General features: G+C 72.9%; 20 protein-coding genes. 15 read left to right on the top strand and 5 right to left on the bottom strand.

The annotated features are described in order from the left end of the window. Positions 1–16: 16 nt before the first annotated feature. Positions 17–2,131, bottom strand: a complete 2,115-nt coding sequence (tkt, locus tag BLT67_RS00905; protein ID WP_092664928.1) for a transketolase — start codon at positions 2,129–2,131, stop codon at positions 17–19. 191 nt (positions 2,132–2,322) lie between these two features. Between tkt and BLT67_RS00900 the strand changes: the two genes are divergently transcribed. Continuing rightward, positions 2,323–3,264, top strand: coding sequence for a heme o synthase (locus BLT67_RS00900; protein ID WP_092664925.1), 942 nt, complete (start codon positions 2,323–2,325; stop codon positions 3,262–3,264). 122 nt (positions 3,265–3,386) lie between these two features. After that, complete coding sequence (locus BLT67_RS00895; protein WP_092664921.1) at positions 3,387–4,238, top strand: hypothetical protein; 852 nt, start codon at positions 3,387–3,389, stop codon at positions 4,236–4,238. Between the two features lie 15 nt (positions 4,239–4,253). On the opposite strand, the gene BLT67_RS00890 is transcribed toward BLT67_RS00895, so the two are convergent. Further along, a complete protein-coding gene (locus BLT67_RS00890) occupies positions 4,254–5,249 on the bottom strand; it encodes a Ppx/GppA phosphatase family protein (RefSeq protein WP_092664918.1) in 996 nt (331 codons plus the stop codon). A gap of 16 nt (positions 5,250–5,265) precedes the next feature. Continuing rightward, complete coding sequence (locus BLT67_RS00885; RefSeq protein WP_172801952.1) at positions 5,266–6,204, bottom strand: COX15/CtaA family protein; 939 nt, start codon at positions 6,202–6,204, stop codon at positions 5,266–5,268. Between the two features lie 203 nt (positions 6,205–6,407). Here BLT67_RS00885 and sufB point away from each other — a divergent pair, with 203 nt between their 5' ends. The 12 genes from sufB to BLT67_RS00825 all read left to right on the top strand — a co-directional run bounded on the left by sufB (position 6,408) and on the right by BLT67_RS00825 (position 18,629). Beyond that, the gene (gene sufB, locus BLT67_RS00880) at positions 6,408–7,826 is read left to right on the top strand and encodes a Fe-S cluster assembly protein SufB (protein WP_092664911.1); all 1,419 of its coding nucleotides are present in this window, start codon (positions 6,408–6,410) and stop codon (positions 7,824–7,826) included. Position 7,827: 1 nt separating this feature from the next. After that, positions 7,828–9,042, top strand: a complete 1,215-nt coding sequence (gene sufD, locus BLT67_RS00875; protein WP_092664908.1) for a Fe-S cluster assembly protein SufD — start codon at positions 7,828–7,830, stop codon at positions 9,040–9,042. After that, positions 9,039–9,371 carry a non-heme iron oxygenase ferredoxin subunit gene (locus BLT67_RS00870; protein WP_092664905.1) on the top strand — a complete coding sequence of 111 codons (333 nt, stop codon included), beginning with the start codon at positions 9,039–9,041 and terminating at the stop codon, positions 9,369–9,371. Before sufD ends, BLT67_RS00870 begins: the two co-directional genes overlap by 4 nt. Before the next feature lie 13 nt (positions 9,372–9,384). Continuing rightward, entirely contained in the window at positions 9,385–10,143 is a 759-nt protein-coding gene (gene sufC / locus BLT67_RS00865; protein ID WP_092664902.1) for a Fe-S cluster assembly ATPase SufC, read from the top strand. After that, positions 10,143–10,475: a metal-sulfur cluster assembly factor gene (locus BLT67_RS00860; protein WP_092664900.1), complete on the top strand. Its 333-nt coding sequence runs from the start codon at positions 10,143–10,145 to the stop codon at positions 10,473–10,475. The genes sufC and BLT67_RS00860 overlap by 1 nt, the downstream gene beginning before the upstream one ends. 275 nt (positions 10,476–10,750) lie before the next feature. Then, entirely contained in the window at positions 10,751–11,458 is a 708-nt protein-coding gene (gene pnuC, locus BLT67_RS00855; RefSeq protein ID WP_092664897.1) for a nicotinamide riboside transporter PnuC, read from the top strand. Positions 11,459–11,480: 22 nt separating this feature from the next. After that, positions 11,481–12,656, top strand: a complete 1,176-nt coding sequence (locus tag BLT67_RS00850) for an ROK family transcriptional regulator (RefSeq protein ID WP_092664894.1) — start codon at positions 11,481–11,483, stop codon at positions 12,654–12,656. 87 nt (positions 12,657–12,743) lie between these two features. Next, positions 12,744–13,811, top strand: coding sequence for a substrate-binding domain-containing protein (locus BLT67_RS00845; protein ID WP_157674088.1), 1,068 nt, complete (start codon positions 12,744–12,746; stop codon positions 13,809–13,811). A 10-nt stretch (positions 13,812–13,821) separates the two neighbouring features. Beyond that, positions 13,822–15,366, top strand: coding sequence for a sugar ABC transporter ATP-binding protein (locus BLT67_RS00840; RefSeq protein WP_092664888.1), 1,545 nt, complete (start codon positions 13,822–13,824; stop codon positions 15,364–15,366). Beyond that, a complete protein-coding gene (locus BLT67_RS00835; RefSeq protein ID WP_092664885.1) occupies positions 15,363–16,349 on the top strand; it encodes an ABC transporter permease in 987 nt (328 codons plus the stop codon). Before BLT67_RS00840 ends, BLT67_RS00835 begins: the two co-directional genes overlap by 4 nt. Further along, positions 16,346–17,335 (top strand): ABC transporter permease, encoded by a 990-nt coding sequence (locus BLT67_RS00830; RefSeq protein WP_092664882.1) that lies wholly within the window; start codon positions 16,346–16,348, stop codon positions 17,333–17,335. The genes BLT67_RS00835 and BLT67_RS00830 overlap by 4 nt, the downstream gene beginning before the upstream one ends. A gap of 34 nt (positions 17,336–17,369) precedes the next feature. Further along, positions 17,370–18,629: a Gfo/Idh/MocA family protein gene (locus BLT67_RS00825; RefSeq protein WP_092664879.1), complete on the top strand. Its 1,260-nt coding sequence runs from the start codon at positions 17,370–17,372 to the stop codon at positions 18,627–18,629. On the opposite strand, the gene BLT67_RS00820 is transcribed toward BLT67_RS00825, so the two are convergent. After that, a complete protein-coding gene (locus BLT67_RS00820; RefSeq protein WP_092664876.1) occupies positions 18,626–20,473 on the bottom strand; it encodes a DEAD/DEAH box helicase in 1,848 nt (615 codons plus the stop codon). The genes BLT67_RS00825 and BLT67_RS00820 overlap by 4 nt on opposite strands. Positions 20,474–20,583: 110 nt before the next feature. Next, positions 20,584–21,204 (bottom strand): biotin transporter BioY, encoded by a 621-nt coding sequence (locus BLT67_RS00815; protein WP_092664873.1) that lies wholly within the window; start codon positions 21,202–21,204, stop codon positions 20,584–20,586. Between the two features lie 144 nt (positions 21,205–21,348). Here BLT67_RS00815 and BLT67_RS00810 point away from each other — a divergent pair, with 144 nt between their 5' ends. Continuing rightward, a complete protein-coding gene (locus BLT67_RS00810) occupies positions 21,349–22,959 on the top strand; it encodes an ABC-F family ATP-binding cassette domain-containing protein (protein ID WP_092664870.1) in 1,611 nt (536 codons plus the stop codon). Positions 22,960–22,979 lie beyond the last annotated feature (20 nt).

The raw sequence follows: 22,979 nt of genomic DNA, 5'->3' as shown, positions 1-22,979 counted from the left end.
CTCCTGCCCGGCCCGCTCAGCGGGCCGCCTCGATGGATGCGCGAGCCGCCTCGACCACGGCCTCCGCCGTGAAGCCGAACTCGCGGAAGAGCGTCTGCCAGTCGGCGCTCGCGCCGAAGTGGTCGATCGCGACCGATCGGCCGGCGTCGCCGACGATCCCGTGCCACGAGAGCGCCGAGCCGGCCTCGACCGAGACGCGCGCGCGCACGGCGGCCGGGAGCACCGACTCGCGGTACTCGTCGGACTGCTCGGCGAACCACTCGAGCGACGGCGCCGCGACGACGCGGGCGGCGATGCCGTCGGCGCGCAGCTGCTCGCGCGCGGCGAGCGCGAGCTGCACCTCGGAGCCCGTCGCGATGAGCAGCACGTCGGGCGTGCCGCCGTCGGCCTCGGCGAGCACGTAGGCGCCCTTGGCCACGTTCGACGCGTGGGCGAGCGTGTCGCCCGTCGCGTCGCCATCGCCGCGCTCGAGCACCGGGATGTTCTGGCGGGTGAGGGCGATGCCGACCGGCCGGTCGCGGCGCTCGAGGATCGTCTTCCACGCCCACGCGGTCTCGTTCGCGTCGGAGGGGCGCACGATCTCGAAGCCCGGGATCGCGCGGAGCGTCGCGAGCTGCTCGATCGGCTGGTGCGTCGGGCCGTCCTCGCCGAGCGCGACGGAGTCGTGCGTCCACACGTGGACGGGGTGCACGCCCATGAGCGCCGCGAGCCGCAGCGCCGGGCGCTGGTAGTCGCTGAAGATCAGGAACGTGCCGCCGTAGGGGCGCGTCGGCCCGTGCAGCACGATGCCGTTCAGGATCGCGGCCATGGCGTGCTCGCGGATGCCGAAGTGCATCGTGCGGCCGGCGGCGGATGCGTCGGGCCACGCCTTCGTGCCGTGCTCGGCCGGGGCGAACGACCCCTTGCCCTCGAGCGTCGTGTTGTTCGACTCGGCGAGGTCGGCCGAGCCGCCCCAGAGCTCGGGCACGACGTCGGCGAGCGCGTTGAGCGCCTTGCCGGACGCCGCGCGGGTCGAGACCTCGGTGCCGGCCTCGAACACGGGCAGCGCGTCCTCCACGCCCTCGGGCAGCGCGCCCGAGAGGAGGCGGTCGAGCAGCGCCTTGCGCTCGGGGTTCGCGGCGGCCCAAGCGTCGAAGCGCTCCTGCCACGCACCGCGCGCCTCCGCGGCGCGCTCCTGCGCGTTGCGGCGCGTGTACGCGATGACGGCGTCGTCGACCTGGAAGGTCTGCTCGGGGTCGAAGCCGAGCACCTCCTTGACGGCCGCGACCTCGTCGGCGCCGAGCTTCGAGCCGTGGATCTTGCCCGTGCCCTGCTTGTTCGGCGCCGGCCAGCCGATGATCGTCTTGAGCACGATGAGGGTGGGCCTCGCGGTCTCGGCCTTGCCCTGCTCGATCGCCGCGTGGAGCGCCTCGACGTCCTCGACGTACTCCGAGCCGAGGGGGCCGTCGCCCTTGCGCCACGAGACCTCGAGCACCTGCCAGCCGTACGCCTCGTAGCGCGCCTGGACGTCCTCGGTGAACGCGATGTCGACGTCGTCCTCGATCGAGATCGCGTTGGAGTCGTAGATCGCGATGAGGCGGCCGAGCTGCTGGTGGCCCGCGAGCGAGCCGGCCTCGCTCGTGACGCCCTCCTGCAGGTCGCCGTCGCCGGCGATCACGTAGGTGTAGTGGTCGAACGGGCTCTCGCCGTCCGGGGTGTCGGGGTCGAGCAGCTGGCGCTCGAAGCGCTGCGCGTACGCGAAGCCGACGGCCGAGGCGAGCCCCTGGCCGAGCGGGCCGGTCGTGATCTCGACGCCCTTCGTGTGCCCGTACTCGGGGTGGCCGGGGGTCAGCGAGCCCCAGGTGCGCAGCGACTCGATGTCGTGCTTCTCGAGGCCGGACCCCGTGAGGTACAGCTGGATGTACTGCGTGAGCGACGAGTGCCCGACCGACAGGATGAAGCGGTCGCGGCCGAGCCACCGCTCGTCGGCGGGGTCGCGGTCCATCACCTTCTGGAAGAGCAGGTGCGCGACGGGCGCCAGGCTCATCGCGGTGCCGGGGTGGCCGTTGCCGACCTTCTCGACGGCGTCGGCGGCCAGCACGCGTGCTGTGTCGACGGCCTGCTGGTCGTTGGTGGTCCAATCGAGTGCCAAAGAGGCTCCTTCTTCGGGCGATCGCGCGCACAGCGGGACCGCGACGGGGCGGACGGATGCGACCCGTCCAGCATAGTGAGGCAGCGCATCCGCCCCCGGTGCGATTCCCGCATGCGCTCCGCGGACGTCGGCTAGGATGGTGGCTGGCCTCCGGCCCCCTCGCCGGCCCCGTCCTGATCGGATCTCCCTGCATGTCCACTGCGACCACTCCTGGCGTCAGCACGCCGACGGATGCGGGGCGACGGGGGACGAGGCTCGCGGTCAAGGCGAAGGCGTACGTCGCGCTCACGAAGCCGCGCGTGATCGAGCTGCTGCTCGTCACCGCGCTCCCGACGATGTTCCTCGCGGCCGGCGGCGTGCCGCCGATCGGCGCGCTCGTCGCGACGCTCGTCGGCGGCTTCCTGAGCGCAGGCAGCGCGAACGCGTTCAACATGATCCTCGATCGCGACATCGACCGCGTGATGCACCGCACGCAGCAGCGCCCGCTCGTCACCGGCACCCTGTCGGTGACCGAGGCGCGCGTGTTCGCGTGGAGCATGGCGGTCGTCTCGACGGTCGTGCTCGGCGTGTTCGCGACATGGCTCGCGGCGGCGCTCTCGGTCGCGGCGATCGCCTTCTACGTGCTGATCTACACGATGCTGCTCAAGCGCCGCACCGAGCAGAACATCGTGTGGGGCGGCATCGCGGGATGCTTCCCGGTCGTGATCGGCTGGGCGGGCGTCACGGGCACGCTCGACTGGCCCGCCTGGATCCTCTTCACCCTCGTCTTCCTCTGGACCCCGGCGCACTACTGGCCGCTGTCGATGAAGTACCGCGACGACTACGAGGCCGCCGACGTGCCGATGCTCGGCGTGCTGCGCGGCAAGCCGATGGTGGGCATCCAGGTGATCCTGTACGCGTGGGCGTCGCTCGCGTGCACGCTCCTGCTGATCCCGGTGGGCGGCATGGGACTGCTGTACTCGGCCGTCGCGCTCCTCGCGGGCGGCTGGTTCGTCGCCGAGGCGCACGCGCTCTACAGCCGCGCGATCCGGGGCGTGCGCGAGCTGCGCGCGATGCGGGTCTTCCACGCGTCGAACACGTACCTCACGCTCGTCTTCCTCGCGGTGGGCGTCGACGCGCTGCTGCCGCTCTGACGTCCTGCTGCCGCTCTGGCTCGCTGAGCCTCGGCTGACGGCCTCCTGAGCGGCCGCTGACGGGACGCCGCGCGCCGCGGCGCTAGAGTCGCGCGCATCGTCCCCTGCAGAGTCGAGGCCCGATGCTCCTGATGGCCGTGTGCGCCGTGCTCCTGCTCGCCGGCGTCGCCGCGGTCGTCGCGTGGGGCGGCGAGCGCCTGCTCGAGCCAGCGCCCCCGATCGGCGCGCCGCCGTCCCGGCGCGCGGCGCTCGGGCACTACGGGCGCTGGCTCATGCTCCTCGCTGCCGCGGTCGTCGGCCCCGGGGTGCTCGTCGCGGGCGCCGGCGGACGGCTGGCGATGCGGCTACTCGCGATCACGTCGCACGGGTCGCGCGGGCGCCGCACCGAGGGGCAGGCGCTCATCGGCGAGATCACGCTCGAGGGCACCGCGGCGTTCGTCGTCTTCGGCGCGATGCCGCTCGCGCTCATCGCCGGCGCGCTGTTCCTGCTCGTCGCGCCCTGGCTGCCGCAGGGCCGGCTCGGGGGCCTCGCGTACGGCGGCCTGCTGCTCGTGCTCGGCGCGCCGTTCCTCGACCCGCTGCGCGCCGACAACCTCGACTTCGACCTGCTCGGGCCGGGCTGGCTCTCGGTGCTCGTGCTCGGCGGCCTCGTCGTGCTCCACGGCGCGGCGGTCGCGGCGATCGCGGGACGGGTGAGCCGCGCGCTGCGATCACCGACGTGGCGCACGTGGCTGCTGCTCGCGGTGCCGATCGTGGCGGCCGCGCCGCTCGTGCCGCTCGCGGCGATCATGGCGGCGCTGCCCGTGGTCGTCGGCGCGCTCGTCGTGCTCGCGGCCCCGCGCCTCCTGCCATGGTTCCTCGCGCTGCGCTCATCGCCGCGCGGCACGCTCGTCGGCAGGGTCGTCCTGGGCGTCGCCGCCGCCGTGGCGCTCCCCGCGCTCATCTGGGCCGTCGTCTCGATCGTGTCGCGCTGACCGCGACGGCTGACGTCAGACGCGGTCGAGCATCTGCAGCAGGCGGCCCTCGCGGAGCGCCCACGGGCTCACGTCGAGCTCCTTGACGCCGAACGCGCGCATCGTCTCCGACAGCACGATGCCGCCCGCGACGATCTGGAACGTGCGGTCGGGCGTGATGCCCGGGAGCGCGGTGCGGGAGCGCGCATCCATCTTCGCGAGCCGCGGCACCCAGTCGTCGAGCTGCGCACGGCTCAGCACCGCGCGGTCGGCGTCGCCGACGCCCGGCAGCACGTTGCCGGCGAGGCGGGCGAGCGAGCGGATGGTCTTCGACGAGCCGATGACGTGGTCGGGGCGGCCGTGCGGCTTGACGCGCGCGACCGCGTCGTCGAGCACGCCCTTCGCGTAGAGGCGCAGCGCCCGCTGGTCGACCGCCGACGGCGGATCGGCGTGGAAGAAGCCGACGGTGCTGCGACCGGCGCCGAGCGGCACCGAGAGCGCGACATCGGGCTCCTCGTCCTGGCCCATCGCGATCTCGAGCGAGCCGCCGCCGATGTCGAGCAGCAGGATGCGGCCGGCCGACCAGCCGAACCAGCGGCGCACCGCGAGGAACGTCAGCCGGGCCTCGTCGGGGCCGGAGAGGATGTCGAGGGTCACGCCGGCCTTCCGCTCGACGCGCGCGACGACCTCCTCGCCGTTCGTCGCCTCGCGGATCGCGCTCGTCGCCATCACGACGAAGTCGTCGAGCTGCTCCTCGCGCGCGATGGCAGCGCACTCGCCGATCGCCTCGAGGAGGGCGTCGACGCCCTCGCGGCTGATCGCGCCGTCCTCCTGCAGGTAGCGCATGAGGCGGAGCGTGCGCTTGTGCGACCGCTGCGGCACCGGGCGGCCGCCGAGCCGCACGTCGACGATGAGCAGGTGCACGGTGTTCGAGCCGATGTCGAGCACGCCGAGGCGCGCGCCGTGCCGCACGTCGCCGAGCGAGCCGTCCTCCGGGCGTGCTCCGGCGGGGGAGTCGGGGGCGCTCGTCATGCGCCCGATCCTGCCATCAGCCCGCGGCGACCGCATTCGCACCGCGCCGCGCGCGCGGCGCCGCGCCCGACGCATCCGTGCCCGCGCCGACGCGCTGCGCGGGCCGCAGCGACAGCACGACCGCCGCGCCGATCGCGGTCGTCACGACCGAGAGCACCATGTGGATGCCGACGAGCAGGATGGGCAGGCCCGTGTTGGACTGCACGATGCCCACGAGGATCTGCACGAGCACGATGCCGAGCAGCGCGAGGGACCAGCGCAGGTGCAGGCGGGGCCCGCGCGCCGCTGCCGCGACGACGACCGCGAGCACGAGCGCGAGCAGCACGTAGCCGGGCACGGCGTGCACGTGCTGCATGATCGCGGGGTCGAGGCCGTTGCGCGCCGCGCCGCCGTCGCCCGCGTGCGGCCCGGAGCCGGTCGTGAGCACGCCCACGACCACCACGACGGCGAGCGCGAGCGTCATCGCGTGCACGAGGATCGACTGCCAGCGCGGGGCGGTGCGCGGCCCCGACGGGCCGACGACGACCTTCCAGGCGAGCACGGCCGAGAGCGCGACGAGCACGACCGAGAGCAGGAAGTGCACGCCGACGGTGTCGGGCCGCAGCTGCATCCACACGACCACGGCGCCGATGAGCGCCTGGGCGACCGTGAGGCCGAGCACGAGCGCGGCGAGCGTCACGACGAGGCGCCCCGCGCGCCGGCGGATGGCGAGCACGAGCATCACGACCGCGACGACGACGACGATGCCGCCCCACACGCGGTTGCCGAACTCGATGAGGCCGTGGATGCCCTGCTCGGGCACGGGCGTGAAGGACTCGGGGGTGCAGTTGGGCCACTCGGAGCAGCCGAGCCCCGAACCGGTCAGCCGCACGGCGCCGCCGGTGCCGACGATGATGATCTGCGACAGCAGGGTCATCCAGGCCGCGACGACCAGGCTGCGCGAGCGCGTGAGCAAGATGCACCTCTCCTGCCGGTCGCGGTAGGATCGTGGGGAGCCCATCGGCTCCGAATCCCCGTGCCGCTGAACGCGGTGAGGCATGTGCGACGGCCACTCCATTATGGCCCGATCGCGACCGTGCCTCGGCCGGAGGTGCGGAGGCCGCGCGGAATGCCGAGGAGCACCGCCGGGTTGCAACAGATGCGTGAAAAGGGGGAGCGATGTCCGATGTCCTGATCGACCGGCCCGAGCTCGAGAGCTTGGGGCAGTACGAGTTCGGCTGGCATGACTCCGACGAGGCCGGTGCGACTGCGAAGCGCGGCCTGAGCGAGGCGGTCGTGCGCGACATCTCGCGGCTGAAGAGCGAGTCCGACTGGATGCTCGAGCGGCGCCTCAAGGGGCTCCAGCTGTTCGAGCGCAAGCCGATGCCGACGTGGGGTGCCGACATCTCGGGCATCGACTTCGACAACATCAAGTACTTCGTGCGCTCGACCGAGCGCCAGGCGCAGACGTGGGAGGACCTGCCGGAGGACATCCGGAACACCTACGACCGCCTCGGCATCCCCGAGGCCGAGCGCGCCAGGCTCGTCGCGGGCGTCGCCGCGCAGTACGAGTCCGAGGTCGTCTACCACCAGATCCAGGAGGACCTGGAGCGGCAGGGCGTCATCTTCATGGACACCGACACGGCGCTGCGCGAGCACCCCGAGTTCTTCGAGGAGTACTTCGGCACCGTCATCCCGGCCGGCGACAACAAGTTCGCGGCGCTCAACACGGCGGTGTGGTCCGGCGGCTCGTTCGTCTACGTCCCGAAGGGCGTCCACGTAGAGATCCCGCTGCAGGCCTACTTCCGCATCAACACCGAGAACATGGGCCAGTTCGAGCGCACGCTCATCATCGCCGACGAGGGCTCGTACGTGCACTACATCGAGGGCTGCACGGCCCCGATCTACTCGAGCGACTCGCTGCACTCGGCCGTCGTCGAGATCATCGTGAAGAAGAACGCCCGCGTGCGCTACACGACGATCCAGAACTGGTCGAACAACGTCTACAACCTCGTCACGAAGCGCGCCATCGCCGAGGAGGGCGCGACGATGGAGTGGATCGACGGCAACATTGGCTCCAAGGTGACGATGAAGTACCCGTCGATCTACCTCGTGGGCGAGCGCGCCAAGGGCGAGACGCTCTCGGTCGCGTTCGCAGGCCCCGGCCAGCACCAGGACGCCGGCGCGAAGATGATCCACATGGCGCCGTACACGACGTCGTCGATCGTCTCGAAGTCGATCGCGCGCGGGGGCGGCCGCTCGGGCTACCGCGGCGAGGTGCGCGTGGATGCGAACGCGCACCACTCGGCGAACAGCGTCGTCTGCGACGCGCTGCTCGTCGACACGATCTCGCGCTCCGACACCTACCCGGCGATCGACATCCGCGTCGACGACGTGGTGCTCGGGCACGAGGCCACCGTGTCGAAGGTGAGCGAGGAGCAGCTGTTCTACCTCATGTCCCGCGGCCTCGAGGAGACCGAGGCGATGGCCATGATCGTCCGCGGCTTCATCGAGCCGATCGCCCGCGAGCTGCCGATGGAGTACGCGCTCGAGCTCAACAAGCTCATCGAGATGAGCATGGAAGGATCCGTCGGCTGACATGACCGCCACCGAGACCACTCCTGCCCACCTGACCACCGCCGAGCGCTTCGTCCCGATCCAGACGCGCTCCGAGCGGCCCACGTCGTTCGACCCGGCCGACTTCGGCACGCCCACCGGCCGCGAGGTCAACTGGCGCCTCAGCGACCTGAAGCGCCTCGCGCCGCTGCTCGTCGACGAGGAGACCGAGACCGGCGAGACGAACGCGATCGAGTACGACGTCGCGGCGCTCGAGGCGGCGGGCCTGCTCGTCGAGTCGAGCGGGCACGACGCCGCGCCGCGCGGCGAGATCTTCCGCCCCGAGGACGTCGTGAGCGCGATCGCGTGGAAGCGCTGCGAGAACGCGCTGCACGTGCGCCTGCCGGAGGGCCGCGAGCTCTCCGAGCCGATCATCGCTCGCCTGCACGGCACGGGCGCCGACCGCCACGGCAACGCCCACATCGTCATCGAGGCGATGCCCGGCTCGGTCGGCACGCTCGTGCTGCACCACTCGGGCTCGGCGCAGTACGCGCAGAACGTCGAGATCATCGTCCGCGACGGCGCGCGCCTCACGCTCGTGTCGGTGCAGGACTGGGAGGACGACGCCGTGCATGCGGCCGCCCACCAGGCGGTCGTCGGCGACGGCGCCTACCTCAAGCACATGGTCGTCTCGTTCGGCGGCGGTGTCGTGCGCGTCAACCCGTCGCTGCGCCTCGCCGGCCACCGCGCCGAGGGGGAGATGTACGGCCTCTCGTTCTCGGACAGCGGCCAGCACATCGAGAGCCAGGTGTTCCTCCACCACGAGGGCGTCGAGACCCGCGGCGACGTGCTCTACAAGGGCGCGCTCCAGGGCACCGGCGCGCGCTCGGTGTGGATCGGCGATGTGCTCATCGGGCAGGGCGCCACGGGCACCGACAGCTACGAGAAGAACCAGAACCTCGTGCTGACCGACGGCGCCCGCGCCGACAGCATCCCGAACCTCGAGATCAAGACCGGCGACATCGCCGGCGCCGGGCACGCATCCGCCACCGGCCGCTTCGACGACGAGCAGCTCTTCTACCTCGAGTCGCGAGGCATCGAGGAGGAGGAGGCCCGTCGCCTCGTCGTGATCGGCTTCCTCATGGAGATCGTGCAGAAGATCGGCGTGCCCGAGATCGAGGAGCGGCTCGCCGAGGCGATCGAGGAGGAGCTGCGCCGCGGCGCCGGCCTCGCGCCCGCCTCGAAGGCGGGGGCATGACGGCACAGCGCGCGTGCGGCGTCGACGACGTCGCGGTGAGCGCAGCCGTGAAGGTCGAGCTCGACGGCATCGCGGTCGCGATCGTCAAGCAGTCGGACGGCACGATCCACGCCATCGGCGACACGTGCACCCACGGCGAGATCTCGCTGTCGGAGGGGTTCGTCGAGGACGACACGATCGAGTGCTGGGCGCACGGCTCGCAGTTCGCGCTGCGCACCGGCAAGCCGCTCAACCTGCCGGCGTACGAGCCGGTGCCGGTGTTCCCCGTGACCATCGACGGCGACGACGTGCTCGTCGACGTCGCGAACCCATTGACCCAGAATTCGTAGAGAGGGAAGCACGATGAGCGTCCTGGACATCAAGGACCTGCGGGTCTCGATCGAGACCGAGCAGGGCAAGAAGGAGATCCTGCGCGGCGTCGATCTCACGATCAACTCGGATGAGATCCACGCGGTGATGGGCCCCAACGGCTCGGGCAAGTCGACCCTCGCGTACACGATCGCGGGCCACCCGCGCTACGAGGTCGACGGCGGCTCGATCACGCTCGACGGCGAGGACGTCCTCGAGATGAGCGTCGACGAGCGGGCCCGCGCCGGCCTCTTCCTCGCGATGCAGTACCCGGTGGAGATCCCCGGCGTCACGGTCTCGAACTTCCTCCGCACCGCGAAGACCGCGATCGACGGCGAGGCACCGCGCGTGCGCCAGTGGATCGGCGACGTGCGCGGCGCCATGGAGAAGCTGCGCATGGACCCGTCGTTCGGCGAGCGCAACGTCAACGAGGGCTTCTCGGGCGGCGAGAAGAAGCGCCACGAGATCCTCCAGATGGAGCTCCTGCGCCCCCGCTTCGCGGTGCTCGACGAGACCGACTCCGGCCTCGACGTCGACGCGCTGCGGGTCGTCTCCGAGGGCGTCAACCGCATCAAGGGCGAGACGGGCCTCGGCGTGCTCCTCATCACGCACTACACGCGCATCCTGCGCTACATCGAGCCGGACCACGTGCACGTGTTCGTCAACGGGCGCGTGGCCGAGCAGGGCGGTCCCGAGCTCGCGCACCGCCTCGAGGAGGAGGGCTACGATCGGTACCTGAAGGCAGGTGTGTGATGGCGCTGATCGAGGTCGACGCGGCGAAGTTCGACGAGGCGACCGAGGCGCTCAAGGACGTCGTCGACCCGGAGCTCGACGTCAACATCGTCGACCTCGGGCTCGTCTACGACCTCGCGTGGGACGACGAGCAGGATGCGCTCGTCATCTCGATGACGCTCACCTCGGCCGGCTGCCCGCTCACCGACGTGATCGAGACCGAGATCGCCGAGAAGCTCGACGGCGTCGTCGAGCGGTTCCGCATCAACTGGGTCTGGATGCCGCCGTGGGGCCCCGAGCGCATCACGGAGGACGGCCGCGAGATGATGAGGGCGCTGGGCTTCACGATCTGACGCCGTCAGATCGCGGAAGGCCCGGTGGGCCTTCCGGCCCAGCGCCGTCACGAGCGCAAGCGAGTGAGCTGGGCTTCACGATCTGACGCCGTCAGATCGCGGAAGGCCCAGTGGGCCTTCCGGCCCAGCGCCGTCACGAGCGCAAGCGAGTGAGCTGGGCTTCACGATCTGACGCCGTGAGATCGCGGAAGGCCCAGTGGGCCTTCCGGCCCAGCGCCGTCACGAGCGCAAGCGAGTGAACTCGGGTTCACGCCCACCGAGGAGAGCAGCCACGCATGGACCCCGCTTCCTGGCTCTTCGACCTCTACGGCGCCACGATCCCGGTCGGCGGCGGCCAGGAGCTGCTGCTGCGCGAGGTCGTCGGCAACGCCTTCGGCCTCGCGAGCGCGCTCGGCGGCATGCTGCGCCGCGTCTGGGCGTGGCCCGTCGGCATCGTCGGCAACCTGCTGCTGCTGACGGTCTTCCTCGGCGCCCTCCTCGATCCGTCGCACACGCTGCCCGCGCTGCTCGGCCAGGCCGGCAGGCAGGTGATGTTCATCGCCGTCGCGATCTACGGATGGGTGCGGTGGCGCCAGGCGCGCGGCCCGCAGGGCACGATCGTGCCGCGCTGGGCGAGCGGCCGGCAGCGCATCGGCCTCGCGGTCGCGATGGTCGTCGGCACGGTCGCGCTCACACCGATCTTCCGCGCGCTCGGCTCGTTCGAGCCCGTGTGGGCGGATGCGTGGACGTTCGTCGGATCGCTCCTGGCGACCTACGGGATGGCCCGCGGGTGGACGGAGTTCTGGCTCATCTGGGTCGCCGTCGACCTCGTGGGCGTGCCGCTGCTGGTCGCCGCCGGCTATTGGGCGACGGCCGGGATGTACGCCTTCTACGGCGCGTTCACCGTCGCGGGCTTCATCGTGTGGGCGCGCGCCCGCCACAAGCCCGTCGTCTCGACGCTCCTGCCGGATCCGCGGGTCGAGCGCAAGGACGATCCGCGCTGACGAGGGGTGCGAGGATGTCGCCATGAGCTCCGTCTCGACGACTCGCCGCAACCGCGCCGCCGTGCTCGCGGCCGCTCGCGCCGCCGGCGAGTCGTCCCGCGCCGAGCTCGCCGAGGCGACCGGCCTCAGCATCGCGACAGTCTCCCGCGCCGCGGCCGCGCTGATCGACGCGGGCCTCCTCGTCGAGCACGCCACGGTCGGCCCGGCGGGCGGCCGCCCGCTCGGGCGCGTGCGCGTCGCGGCCGGCGCGGCGCTCGTGCTCGCGGTCGACGTCGCCGACCACCACACGACCCTCTCGCTCGTCGACCTCGACGGCGCGGTGCGCTGGAGCGAACGGCTCGACGACCCGCCCGAGGGGCCCGAGGAGCGCCTCGCGCACACCCTCGAGGCCACGACCGGCGCCTTCCTCGTCGACCGGGACGGCCGGATGCCCGTCGCCGTCGGCGTCGCGATCCCCGGTCCCGTGCAGACCGACGGCACCGTCGACTTCGCGCCCGCCCTGCACTGGCACGGCGTGCGGCTCGGCGAGCTGCTGCGCGAGCGCCTCGGCGCGCCCGTGGCGGTCGGCAACGACGCCAACCTCATCGCCGTCGCCGAGTCGCGCTGGGGCGCGCAGCGCGGCGCGTCGAGCCTCATGGCGCTCGCCGTGTTCGAGGGCGTCGGCGCGGGCATCGTCGAGGCTGGCCGGATCGTGGAGGGCAGCCGCGGCTTCGCCGGGCAGATCGGCCGCATGCTCGTCGGGCCCGACTCGATCGACCGGCAGCAGGACGACTTCGGCGACCTCGAGTCGCAGCTGGGCTCCGCGGGCCTCGTGCGCCGCGCCGCAGAGGCCGGGGTCGCGCTGCCCCCAGACGCGGAGCCGTTCGCGGCGCTGTTCGCGCACTTGGGGGACCGCTCCGCCGCGGGTGCGCTCGCGGAGCGGGTGCTCGACGAGTTCGCCGTCGCGCTCGCCAACGTGTGCGCGCTGCTCGATCCCGAGGCGATCGTGCTCGCGGGCCGCTTCGCGCCGCTCGCGGGCGTCGTCGGGCCCGAGCTCGAGCGGCGCCTGACGGGCCGCGTGCTGCACCTCCCGGCGCTCGTGCCGGCGTCGACGCCGGTCGACGGCGCGCTGCTCGGCGCCGCCGCCATCGCGATCGACGCGTTCGGGCCGCTCGAGCAGCTGCTCGACCGCGAGGTCACGATTCGGCCACGGCGCTAGCCGCGTCGCCTCCGGCGTGCCAGACTGTCCCCATCATTTCTCGCAGTCTGCGTGAAAGTGCAGGCTCAGATGCAAGGAGGCATCGACATGCGACAGCGCGCACTCGGTCTCGCAGCGGTGGCGACGGCGGCTCTCGTCGTCGCGGGCTGCTCGACCGTCTCGAACGAGCCCGCCCCCAGCGGCTCCGAGGGGGAGGCGGCCGGCCCCTTCACGATCGGCGTCAGCAACGGCTTCGTCGGCTCGGAGTACCGCACCCAGATGATCGCCGACATCGAGGAGGCCGCGTCCGAGTACCAGGACGAGGGCCTGCTCGAGGACCTCGTGCTCGAGAACGCCGACACCGACGTCAACGGCCAGATCCAGCAGGTCCGCAACCTCATCAACGCCGGCGTCGACGCCATCATCGTCGACCCGAACTCCGGCTCTGCGCTCGACCAGGTGTTCCAGGAGGCGACTGACCAGGGCATCCACGTCTTCGCGATCGACCAGGCCGTCACGGCCGAGAGCGTCATCAACGTCGGCATCGACCAGGCCCTCTGGGCGGAGACGAGCGCCGAGTGGCTCGCCGAGCAGGTGGGCGAGGGCGGCAGCATCGTCGCCGTCAACGGCATCTCGGGCCACCCGGCCAACGAGGCGCGCTGGGGCGCGGCCGAGGCGGTGTTCGAAGACGCGGGCGTCGAGGTGCTCACGACCGCCGACGGCGGCTGGGACCAGGCCACAGGCCAGCAGCAGATGGCGAACCTGCTCGCGACCTACCCCGACATCGACGGCGTGTGGACGCAGGACGGCATGGCCCTCGGTGTGCTCCAGGCGCTCATCGCCGCCGAGAAGCAGGACGAGATCGTGATGTCGGGCGAGGCCCGCAACGGGTTCCTGCGGCTGTGGAGCGAGCAGGGCGACGGCTTCGAGTCGATCGGCGTCGTGAACCCTCCCGGCACCGGCGCGACGGCGCTGCACATCGCGATGGCGATGCTGCAGGGCCAGGAGCTCGACGAGGCGCAGCTCGAGAACGGGCACGACATCGTGCTCGAGCTCGAAGAGCCCGTCACGAGCGCGAACTTCGACGAGGTCTGGGCCGAGGTCGAGGGCGAGCCCGACACCTACGTGCTCGACTCCGTGCTCTCGCGCGACGACGTGCAGCGCTTCTTCCAGTAGGAGACCGACGATGACCGAGACCTCGCCGCTCGTGCGCCTCACGGGCGTGCGCAAGCGCTACGGCGGTGTGCGCGCGCTCCAGGGTGCGAGCCTGACGGCCGCGGGCGGCGAGGTCCACGGGCTGCTGGGGCCGAACGGCTCCGGCAAGTCCACGCTCGGCAAGGTGCTCGCGGGCTCGGTGCGCCCTGACGCCGCAGAGATCGAGATCGACGGCGCTCCGGTGCGCATCGGCTCGCCGCGGGCGGCCGCGCGGCTCGGCATCGCCGCCGTCTACCAGCAGCTGAGCCTCATCCCCGAGCTCACGGTGGGGGAGAACCTCGTGCTCGGGCAGGAGCCGGGCCGCGCCGGCTTCCTCTCCGACCGCGCGGCGCGCCGCCGGGTGGGCCCGGTGCTCGAGCGGCTCGGGCCGGCGCTCGGTGACGTGCGCGCCGACCAGCCCGTGCGCGAGCTCGCGCCCGGCCAGCAGCAGCTCGTCGAGATCGGCAAGGCGCTGCTGCGCGAGCCGCGCATCCTGCTGCTCGACGAGGCGACCGCGTCGCTGCACCGCGACCAGGTGGCCGTCGTCTTCGAGATCGTGCGCGAGCTGCGCCACGCCGGCGCGAGCATCCTGTTCGTCTCCCACCGGCTCGACGAGATCACCGACCTGTGCGACCGCGCGACGATCCTGCGCTCGGGCGAGACGGTCGCCGAGACCCCGATCGCGGGCGTGCAGCCCGACGCGCTCGTGCGCCTCATGGTCGGCGACGTGCAGGCCGTCGAGCGCGACCACGGCGAGCGACCCTCCGGGCGCGTCCGCCTCGAGGTCCGCGACCTCGCGGGCGGCCGCCTGCGGGGGGTGCGGATGCAGGCGCGCGCAGGCGAGATCGTGGGCCTCGGCGGCCTCCAGGGCCAGGGGCAGTCGGAGCTGCTGCTCGCGCTGTTCGGCGCGACCGCGGCGACGGGCGAGGTCGAGGTCGACGGCGCCCCCGTGCGCCTCGCCTCCCCGCGCGCGGCCGCCGCGCGAGGCATCGCGCTCGTGCCCGGCGACCGCGGCACCCAGGGCACGCTCCCGCCGCGCTCGATCCAGGAGAACCTCGCGATCGCGAGCATCGGCCGTCGCAGCCGCGCGGGTGTGCTGCGCGCCGCCGGGGAGCGCGCCGCCGCCCGCTCGATGGTCGACGCGCTCGCCATCAAGCTCGGCGATCTCGGCGATCCCGTCTCGAGCCTCTCGGGCGGCAACGCGCAGAAGGTCGTCTTCGGCAAGTGGCTGCTCACCGAGCCCGGCGTCGTGCTGCTCGACGACCCGACGAAGGGCGTCGACGTCGGCGCGAAGGCGGAGATCTACCGCATCATCCGGCGCCTCGCCGACGAGGGCGCGACCGTCGTCATCAACTCGAGCGAGGATCGCGAGCTCGTGACCGTGTGCGACCGCGTGCTCGTCATGTTCGAGGGCGCGATCCACGCCGAGCTCGTCGGCGACGAGATCACCGAGCAGCGGCTCGTCGAGGCCGCGCTGCGGATCGGCGCGGGCTCGCAGCACGCGCCGGGGGAGCGCACCGCGGAGGACGCCGCATGACCGCCACCGCGCCCCCGCCCGTCGACGAGCGCACGCCCATCGGCGAGCGCCTCGGACGGGTCCGCGTCGCCTCGTGGGCGACCGCCGGCCTGCTCGTCGCCGCGGTCGTGCTCGCGGTCGTGCTGCAGCCGGGCATCACCACCCCCTACGGCATCGCGTCGACGTTCGCGACCTTCCTGCCGCTCGTGCTCGTCGCGGTCGCGCAGGCGGTCGTCGTGATCGGCGGCGGGCTCGACCTCTCCGCGGGCGCGATCGTCGCGCTCTCGAGCGTCGTCGCCGTGCAGGTCATGCAGGGCAGCGACGGGCTCGCGCTCGTCGGGTTCGCCGCGGCGATCGGCACCGGCCTCGCGTGCGGCATCGTCAACGGCCTCATCGTGAGCCGGCTGCGACTGCAGCCGCTCATCGCGACCTTCGCCACCGCATCCGTCTTCTCGGGCCTCGCGCTCCTCGTGCTGCCGACCCCCGGCGGCACGGTGCCCGCGGTGCTCACCGGCACGTTCCGGCAGGCCGTCGCCACGGTGCCGGTCTCGCTGCTGCTCGTCGTCGCCGTCGCGCTCGGCTGGCTCGTCGTGCGCCGGCTGCGCATCATGCGGCACATCCGCGCGACAGGCGGCGGGCCCGCGGCCGCCTTCGCGTCGCTCGTGCCCGTCGCCGGCGCGCAGCTCGCCTCCTACGCGATCTGCGGCGGCGTGTGCGGCATCGCGGCGATGGCGGTGCTCGGCAACGCGGGCTCCGGCGACCCGTTCATCGGCGGCGACCTCGCGCTCAACAGCATCGCGGCGGTCGTCATCGGCGGCATCGCGCTGCGCGGCGGCATCGGCTCGCCGATCGGCGCGATCGCGGGCGCCATCACGCTCTCGCTCGCCTCGACCATCCTCTTCTCGATCGGCCTGCCCACCTCGTGGCGAGCGCTCGCCTCCGGGCTCGTCGTCATCCTCGCGCTCGCCCTGAGCGCCCTCGGCGCACCGAGGAGGCAGCGATGAGCCGCACCGACCTCGCGACCGCGCCCGTCGCGAGCCGCGCCGCGCGCCTGCTCCGCGACCCCGTCGTCATCGCGGCGCTCATCGCCGTCCTCCTGGTCGTCATCGGCGGCGTGCTGAAGCCCGGCTTCGCCGCTCCCGACCAGATCGTGAACATGCTGCGGGTCGCCTCGTTCCTCGGCATCATCGCCATCGGGCAGACGATCGTCGTGCTCTCGGGCGGCGAGGGCATCGACCTCTCGGTCGGCGTGACCGCGACGCTCGCCGCGATCCTCGCGAGCCGCACGATGAACGGGTCGGATGCGCTGCTCGTGCCGGGCGTGCTGCTCGCCATCGGGGTCGCGGCCCTCATCGGCCTGACGAACGGCCTCGGCATCGTGCTGCTGCGCATCCCGCCCTTCGTCATGACGCTCGGCATGCTCGGCGTCGTGAGCGGGCTCGTGCTCGTCGTCACCGGCGGCGTCGCGGACGGCCGCGCCGCCCCGGCGCTCGTGCAGCTCGTCAACGGGCGCGACGTGCTCGGCGTCCCCGGCATCCTGCTCGTCTGGGCGGTGCTCGCCGTGCTCGTGACGCTCCTGCTGCGCCGCACGACCTTCGGCGCCCAGCTCTACGCCGTCGGCTCGAGCCGCGAGGCGTCGCGCCTCTCGGGCGTGCCGGTCGGGCGCACGCTCGTCGTCGCCTACGTCCTGTGCTCGGTCTTCGCGGCCCTCGGCGGCATCGCGATGGTCGGCTACTCGCAGCAGGTGTTCCTGAGCCTCGCCGACGACCTCACGCTCCCGTCGATCGCCGCGGTCATCATCGGCGGCACGCTCGTCTCGGGCGGCGTCGGCGGCTACCTCGGCAGCGCGATCGGGGCGATCGTGCTCACCGTCCTCACCAGCCTCCTCACGACCCTCAGCATGCCCGAGTGGGCGCGCACCGTCGTGCAGGGCGTCGTGCTCATCGCGCTGCTGGCCGTCTACGGCCGCCAGCGCCGGCTGCGGGCCTGACGGCGCCGCTCACCTGATCGAAGGGATCCCCACCATGGCTCAGCGCTCCGTGCTCGGCGTCGGCATCGTCGGCGCCGGCTTCATCGGCGAGTTCCACGTGCGATCGTTCGCGGGCGTGCGCGACGGCGACGTCGTCGCGGTCGCCTCCCGCACCTCCGAGAGCGCGACGCGGCTCGCGGGCATCGCCGAGGAGCTCGGTGTCGGGCGCGACGTCGCGGTGCACGCCGACGTGCGCGCGCTCGTGCGCGACGACCGCGTCGACGCGGTGTGGGTGCTCGCGCCCAACGACTCCCGCCTCGAGGTCGTGCGGGCGATCGTCGAGGAGGTGCGCGCCGGCGCACGCCTGACCGGCATCGCGATCGAGAAGCCGCTCGGCCGCACCGTCGCCGAGGCGCGCGAGATCCTCGAGCTCGTCGAGTCGGCGGGGCTCCTGCACGCCTACCTCGAGAACCAGGTCTACTCGCCGTCGATCACGCGCGCGCACGAGCTCGTGTGGCGCCGAGGCGCCGAGGCCGCCGGCACGCCCTACCTCGCGCGCTGCGCCGAGGAGCACTCCGGACCGCACAAGGCGTGGTTCTGGGACGGCGCGAAGCAGGGCGGCGGCGTGCTGAGCGACATGATGTGCCACTCGGTCGAGGCGGGCCGCTACCTGCTGACGCCGCCCGGCGTGGACCCCTCCGACTGGCTCACGCCCGTCTCCGTGACCGCGAGCATCCAGAGCCTCAAGTGGGGCCGACCCGCCTACGCCGAGCGGCTCATGGAGCTCTACCCCGGCGCGCCCGACTACCGCGAGCGGCCGAGCGAGGACTACGCGCGCGCCGCGTGGGAGTTCGTGAACGGCGACGGCGAGACGGTCATCGCCGAGGGCACGACCTCGTGGAGCTACGTGGGCGCGGGCCTGCGCCTCTCGTTCGAGCTGCTCGGCCCCGAGTACTCGATGCAGTCGGACACGCTCGCGACCGAGTCGCGCGTCTTCCTCTCGCGAGCGCTCGGGCAGGCGCAGGGCGAGGACATGCTCGAGAAGCAGAACGCCGAGCAGGGCCTCATGCCGATCGTCTCCGACGAGGCCGTCTCCTACGGCTACACGGGGGAGAACCGCCACGTGACGAGCTGCTTCCTGCGGGGCGAGCAGCCGCTCGAGTCGCTGCGCAACGGCCTCGCGGTCGCCGAGCTGCTCATGGCGGCGTACCAGTCGGCCCAGACGGGGCAGACTGTGCGCTGGCCCGTCGACGTCGAGGGCTTCGTGCCCGACGTCGCGCAGGGCGCCTGGAACCCGCGCCGCGCGACGGCCTAGCTCCGGCGGTCGCGGCCCGGGCGATCGCGGCCCGGGCGGTCGCGGTCGGACCGGTCGCGATCGGGCCGAGCGCGCTGCGGCCGATCGCGGCCGTCGCGGTCGCCCCGGCGCTGCCGGTCCTGCCGCCCGCGCTCGCCGGGCTCGCGGCGCCCCGTGTCGACGCGGATGTCGATGGGCACGCCGAGGATGCGGGTCTGCGAGAGCCGCTCGAGCTGCGCGCGGTCGAGCTCGGGCAGCTCGACGAGCGTGAAGTCGAAGCGGATCTGGATGCGGCCGAAGTCGTCGCGCCCGAGCCCGCCCTCGTTCGCGAGCGCGCCGACGATCTGCCGGGGTTCGACGCCGCGCTTGCTGCCGACCGCGAGGCGGTAGGTCGTCACGTCCGCGGGCCCGCGGCGCGGGCGCCGCTCGCCGCCGTCGGCGCGCTCGCGCTCGGGCCGCGGCGCGCGCGAGGCCTGGAGCGCCCGGTCGGCCTCCTCGTCGAGCAGCAGCGGGGTCTCGCCCTGCGCGACGACGGCGAGGGCCGCCGCGACGTCCTCCTGCTCGGCGTCGTGGTGGGCGACGTAGTGGGCGACGATGTCGCGGAACGCCTCGATGCGGTCGGTCTGCTCGAGCGCCGCGGTGATCGCGTCGTCGAAGCGCGTGAGCCGCGTCTGGTTGACCTCGCCCGCGCTCGGCATCGGCATGATCGCGAGCGTGCCGCGCGTCGCCTTCTCGATCGCCGAGAGCATCCGCCGCTCGCGCGCGGTCACGAAGCTGATCGCGTCGCCCGTGCGGCCCGCGCGGCCCGTGCGGCCGATCCGATGCACGTACGACTCCGTGTCGATCGGCAGGTCGTAGTTGATGACGTGGCTGATGCGCTCGACGTCGAGGCCGCGGGCGGCGACATCGGTCGCGACGAGCACGTCGAGCTCGCCCGAGCGGAGCTGCTCGATGATGCGCTCGCGCTGCGGCTGGGCGACGTCGCCCGAGATCGCGGCGGCGGCGTGGCCCCGCGCCCGCAGCCGCTCGGCGACCGTCTCGGTCTCGCCGCGGGTGCGCGTGAAGACGATCGCGGCCTCGAACGGCTCGACCTCGAGCACGCGGGTGAGCGCCTCGAGCTTCTGCTGGTAGCTCACCATGAGCGCGCGCTGGGTGATGCTCGGCGAGGTCTGCGCGCCGCCGCGCACCGTCACCTCGGCGGGCTCGCGCAGGTGCTGCTGCGAGATGGCGCGGATCTGCCGCGGCATCGTTGCCGAGAAGAGCGCGACCTGCTTGTCCTCCGGCGTCTGCTGCAGGATCTCGTCGACGTCCTCCGCGAAGCCCATCCGCAGCATCTCGTCGGCCTCGTCGAGCACGACGTGCGTGAGGCCCGAGAGGTCGAGGGTGCCCTTCGCGAGGTGGTCCATGATGCGGCCCGGCGTGCCGACCACGACGTGCACGCCGCGGCGCAGCGCCGAGAGCTGCACGCCGTAGCCCTGCCCGCCGTAGATCGGCAGCACGTGCACGCCGCCGAGGTGCGCCGCGTAGCGCTCGAACGCCTCGCACACCTGTACCGCGAGCTCACGGGTCGGCGTGAGCACGAGCGCCTGCGGCTCGCGCCGCGCGACGTCGATCGCGGCGAGCACCGGCAGCGCGAACGCCGCGGTCTTGCCCGTCCCCGTCTGCGCGAGGCCGATGATGTCGCGCCCCTCGAGCAGCAGCGGGATCGTCTCGGCCTGGATCGCCGACGGCGTCTCGTAGCCGACATCGTCGAGCGCGCGGAGGATCTCGGGCGGCAGGCCCAGGCTCGCGAACGCGCTGCCCTCGCCGTCGCGGTCGCCGGCAGGGTCGCGGTCGTCGCCAGGGGCGCCGTGTTCGTCGGTCATGGTCCCCACGCTACGCGCTGCCGGGTCGGCGGCGGTGCACGAGCGGATGCGGGGCGGACGACGAGGGGCCCGCGCTCGAGCGCGGGCCCCTCACGGGTCGGTCGTGGGGCTCAGCGCGCGCGGCGCTCGAACGCGCGCACGCCCGCCCACGCGGCGGGGAGCACCGCGGCGGCGATCGCCCACTTCACGAGGCCGCCGACGATGAACGGCACGAAGCCCACGGCGAGCGCGCCCGCGAGGTCGACCGGCGCGCCCATCGCGGCGAGCACGGCGGCCATGTAGGGGATGCCGAAGGCGAAGGGGATGAGGCTCGCGAGGCCGAAGAGCGCGATCGCGAGCACGGGGCGGCGGTCCCAGCGGCGCTCGGCGAGCCAGCCGACGACGGCGGCCGTGGCGATGAAGCCGATGATGAAGCCGAACGACGGCTTGCCGATCGCGGCGATGCTCCCCGTGAAGCCCGCGAAGACGGGCGCGCCGGCGAGGCCGAGCGCCATGTAGCCGCCCATCGCCGCGATGCCGCGACGCATGCCGAGCGTCGCGGCCACGAGCATGACGCCGAGCGTCTGGCCGGTGATCGGCACGGGCCACATCGGGATCTCGACCTGCGCGAGCGCCGCGACGACGGCGATGCCGGCGGCGACGAGGAGCAGGTCCTTCACGAGCGTGCGGTGCCCGACGAGCGCGTCGGCGAGCACGGTGCGGCGGGGCAGGGGCAGGGCGGCTGCAGTCATGGCGACAGCCTAGGCGGGCCCGCGGACCGCGCCGGCATCCGCTCGGCATCCGCCGCGGCGCATCGCCCGCGCTGATAGGCTGGGCGGCTGGCCCGCCTCCGTCCGGGCCGCCCCGCACCCCGTCGAGAGAGGCTCCCGCGCGTCATGATCGCCGTGTCCGGCTTCGAGCTCTCCGTCGGCCCCCGCACGCTCATGAGCGACGTGTCGTTCCGCATCGCCGCGGGCGACAAGATCGGGCTCGTCGGGCGCAACGGCGCGGGCAAGACGACGATGACGAAGGTGCTCGCGGGCGTGAGCGACGACCGCGACGGCCACACGTTCTCGGGCACCGTCGAGCGCACCGGCGAGATCGGCTACCTGCCGCAGGACCCGCGCTCGGGCGACCCGAAGCAGACCGCGCGCCGACGCATCCTCGACGCCCGAGGCATCGGCGAGCTCGTCGAGGGCATGCGCCTCGCGACCGAGCAGATGGGGGAGGGCGGCGCCGTCGCCGACGAGGCGATGCGCCGGTACAGCCGCCTCGAGGATCGCTTCCTCGCGCTCGGCGGCTACGCGGCCGAGGCCGAGGGCGCCGCGATCGCGTCGAACCTGCAGCTGCCCGACCGCATCCTCGACCAGCCGCTCGAGACGCTCTCGGGCGGCCAGCGCCGCCGCATCGAGCTCGCCCGCATCCTCTTCTCGGGCGCCGACACGATGCTGCTCGACGAGCCGACGAACCACCTGGACGCCGACTCCGTCGTGTGGCTGCGCGAGTTCCTCAAGGGCTACCAGGGCGGCCTCATGGTCATCAGCCACGACGTCGAGCTCGTCGAGGAGACGGTGAACCGCGTCTTCTACCTCGACGCGAACCGCCAGGTGATCGACATCTACAACACCGGGTGGAAGCTCTACCTGCGCCAGCGCGAGGCCGACGCCGAGCGCCGCAAGCGCGAGCGCGCCAACGTCGAGAAGCAGGCGAGCCAGCTCGAGCTGCAGGCGGCCAAGATGGGCGCGAAGGCGACGAAGGCCGTCGCGGCGAAGCAGATGGCGCGCCGAGCGGAGCGGATGCGGTCGGGGCTCGAGGAGGAGCGCGCGGTCGACCGGGTCGCGAAGCTGCGCTTCCCGAAGCCGGCGCCCGTGGGGAAGACCCCGATCATGGCGCGCGACCTGTCGAAGTCGTACGGCTCGCTCGAGATCTTCACGGCCGTCGACCTCGCGGTCGACCGCGGCTCGCGCGTCGTCGTGCTCGGGCTCAACGGCGCGGGGAAGACCACGCTCCTGCGCATCCTCGCCGGGGTCGCCGAGAGCGACACCGGCGAGATCGAGCGCGGCCACGGCCTGCGGATCGGCTACTACGCGCAGGAGCACGAGACCCTCGACGTCGACCGCACCGTGCTGCAGAACATGCTGACCGCATCCCCGGACATCGCGCCCACCGAGGCGCGCCGGGTGCTCGGCTCGTTCCTCTTCACCGGCGACGACGCCGACAAGCCCGCCCGCGTGCTCTCGGGCGGGGAGAAGACGCGCCTCTCGCTCGCGATGCTCGTCGTCTCGAGCGCCAACCTGCTGCTGCTCGACGAGCCGACGAACAACCTCGACCCCGCGAGCCGCGAGGAGATCCTCGGCGCGCTCGGCGCCTACGAGGGCGCCGTCATCCTCGTGAGCCACGACGAGGGCGCCGTCGAGGCGCTCGACCCCGAGCGCGTGCTCATCATGCCCGACGGCACCGAGGACCTCTGGAACCCGGAGTACCTCGAGCTGATCGGGCTCGCCTAGCCTCGGAAGTCGGAGAGGAG

Source organism: Agrococcus carbonis (assembly GCF_900104705.1).
In the GTDB taxonomy this organism is placed as follows: domain Bacteria; phylum Actinomycetota; class Actinomycetes; order Actinomycetales; family Microbacteriaceae; genus Agrococcus; species Agrococcus carbonis.
This window is presented reverse-complemented; position numbering and strand designations above follow the sequence as displayed.